This is a genomic window from Actinophytocola sp., assembly GCF_050699935.1.
Classification (GTDB): Bacteria; Actinomycetota; Actinomycetes; order Mycobacteriales; family Pseudonocardiaceae; genus Actinophytocola.
Genome location: NZ_JBOHGB010000295.1, coordinates 1 through 2,297 on the forward strand (window position 1 = coordinate 1; position 2,297 = coordinate 2,297).

Annotated in this window: 1 protein-coding gene; it reads right to left on the reverse strand. The window is 75.8% G+C overall.

The window, feature by feature from the left end; genetic code table 11:
• A partial coding sequence (locus tag ACRDTB_RS38035) for a xanthine dehydrogenase family protein molybdopterin-binding subunit (RefSeq protein ID WP_431437130.1) occupies positions 1–2,279 on the reverse strand: 2,279 nt, incomplete at its 3' end.
• Positions 2,280–2,297 lie beyond the last annotated feature (18 nt).

A 2,297-nucleotide genomic window follows, 5' to 3' on the forward strand; every position in this document is an offset into this window, starting at 1 on the left:
GCCACGGACACCAGCACCGGGGCGGGGGCGGGCTCGCGGCGCCGTTCGACGGGTGCGTCGGTGGCGCCGCCGAGCACCTGGGCACCGCCGCCGCGCAGCCCGACCGCCTCGGCCAGGTCCCGCGGCGCGTGTACGACCGGCTCGGCCGGCTCGGCGGCGTGCCGCGCCCGGGCGGCCGGCCCGACCCGGGTGCCCACGCCGTCGAGGAACCAGTGCAGCCCGCGCGGGTAGGCCCACCTGACCAGCGCGACCCACCAGCGGTCCGGCCGACGCCACAGGCGGTGACGCCGACGCCGCCCGTCCCGCTCGGCGAGGGCCGTGAGCACCTTGTCCGGCGTGATCGGGAGCTCCCGGAACCGAACCCCGATCGCGTCGTACACCGCGTTGGCCACCGCCGCGCCGGGCGGGATGATCGACATCTCGCCCACGCTCTTCGCCCCGTAGGGCCCCGCCTCGTCGTGGCCGTCCACGATCACCGCGCGGATCGCGGGCAGGTCGGCGTTGCGCGGCATGGCGTAGTGCAGGTAGCTGCTGTTGACCACCCGGCCGCCCTCGCGCACGAGGTGCTCGCCAAGCGCGGCGCCCAGCCCCATCGCGGCACCGCCGACGATCTGGCCGCGCACCGCGGTCGGGTTGATCGCGCGGCCGACGTCGTGCGCGGCCACGTAGTCGACCACCCGGACCTTGCCGGTGCGCGTGTCGACCTCGACCGCGGCGCCGTGCGCGGCGAAGGCGTAGGTGGGGGAGAGGTTCGCGGTGCTCCGGTCCGGGGTGAGCATCTCCGTCGTGTCGAGCAGGTAGCTCGACTCGTGGTGCAGCACGTCGTCGCGCGCCTCGCCGGACAGGCCCACCAGGTCACCGAGGTCGACCGCGTCGGTGCCGGCTCCGGTGCCGACTTCCGCGCGGCCGCCGCGCAGGCGCACGTCCTCCGGTGCCGCGCCGAGCTTCCCCGCGGCGATCCCGCGCAGCCGCTCCGCCAGCTCCCGGGCGGTCTGGCCGACCGACGAGCCGGTCATGTGCGTGCCGCGAGAGGACCACGCGCCCAGCTCGAACGGGGTCCGCTCGCTGTCCATGGATGTCACCTCGACGTCGGCGAGGTCCACGCCGAGCTCGTGGCCCGCGATCTGGGCGAGGATCGTGTTCTGTCCCGTGCCGGCGTCGGCGCTGCCGTGCCGGACCCGGACGTGGCCGTCGGCGAACAGGTCGATCGCCGCGTCGCTGCGGTTGGCGAACTCGTAGGCGTAGGCGCCGCTGCCGTGCATCCCGGCCGCCACGCCCCAGCCCGCCGCGACCGTCCCCCGTGGACGGTCGGCGCGGGCGCGGTCCCAGTCCAGCCCGTCGCGGACGGCCGCCAGGCAGTCACCGAGGCGCGAGGTCGTGACCCGGTAGCCGGCGAGCGTGGTGGCGTGCTCGGGGCCGAGGTTGCCCAGCCGCAACGCGATCGGGTCCATGCCCAGCCGCTCGGCGATCTCGTCCACTTGGGACTCCATGGCCAATGACACCTGCGGGGTGCCGTAGCCGCGGTACTGGCCCCCGGGCTGGGTCGCGGTGTCCACCAGGCGCGCGGCGAAGCGCACCCCGTCGGGCCGGTACATCGAGCCGAGCGTGATCACGCCGACCCGCATGACCGAGGTGCCCATGTGGTTGTAGGACCCGTTGTCCACCGCGATGTCGGCGTCCAGCGCGCGGATCACGCCGTCGGCGTCGGCCCAGGTGGTCAGGTTGGTCTCGAAGCGGTGCCGCGGCTTGTTGGCGGCGAACTCCTCCTCGCGGCTCAGCTCGACGAGCACCGGCTGCCCGGCGGCCCTCGCCAACGCCGCGGCCAGCACCTCGTGCTCGGCCGCCTTGGACTTCTGCCCGAAGCCGCCGCCGACCGCGACCTCCCGGCACACCACCTGCTCGTGGCGCAGGCCGAGCAGGTGCGAGACCTCCTTGACCGCGAACCACGGCGCCTGGGTGGAGGTCCACAGCTCGACGAGCTCGCGGTCGGGGTCCCACCGGGCGAGCGTGACGCTCGGCTCCATGCAGGCGTGCGCGACGCTCGGGTAGACGAAGCCGCCGCGCACCGACACCGCGGCGGCGGCGATGCCCGCGTCCGGTTCGCCCCAGTCGGTGGCCAGCAGCATCGACACGTTGGGCTCGGCGGTGGTCCGCTCGTGCAGGCGGCGCGCGCCCCGTGCGCGGGCGGCCGCGACGGTCAGCGGGGCGGCCCGGCGGCGGTAGCGCACCCGGATCGCCCGGCAGGCCGCCTCCGCCTGCGCGCGGGTCTGTGCCGCCACCGCCGCGACCTCCTGACC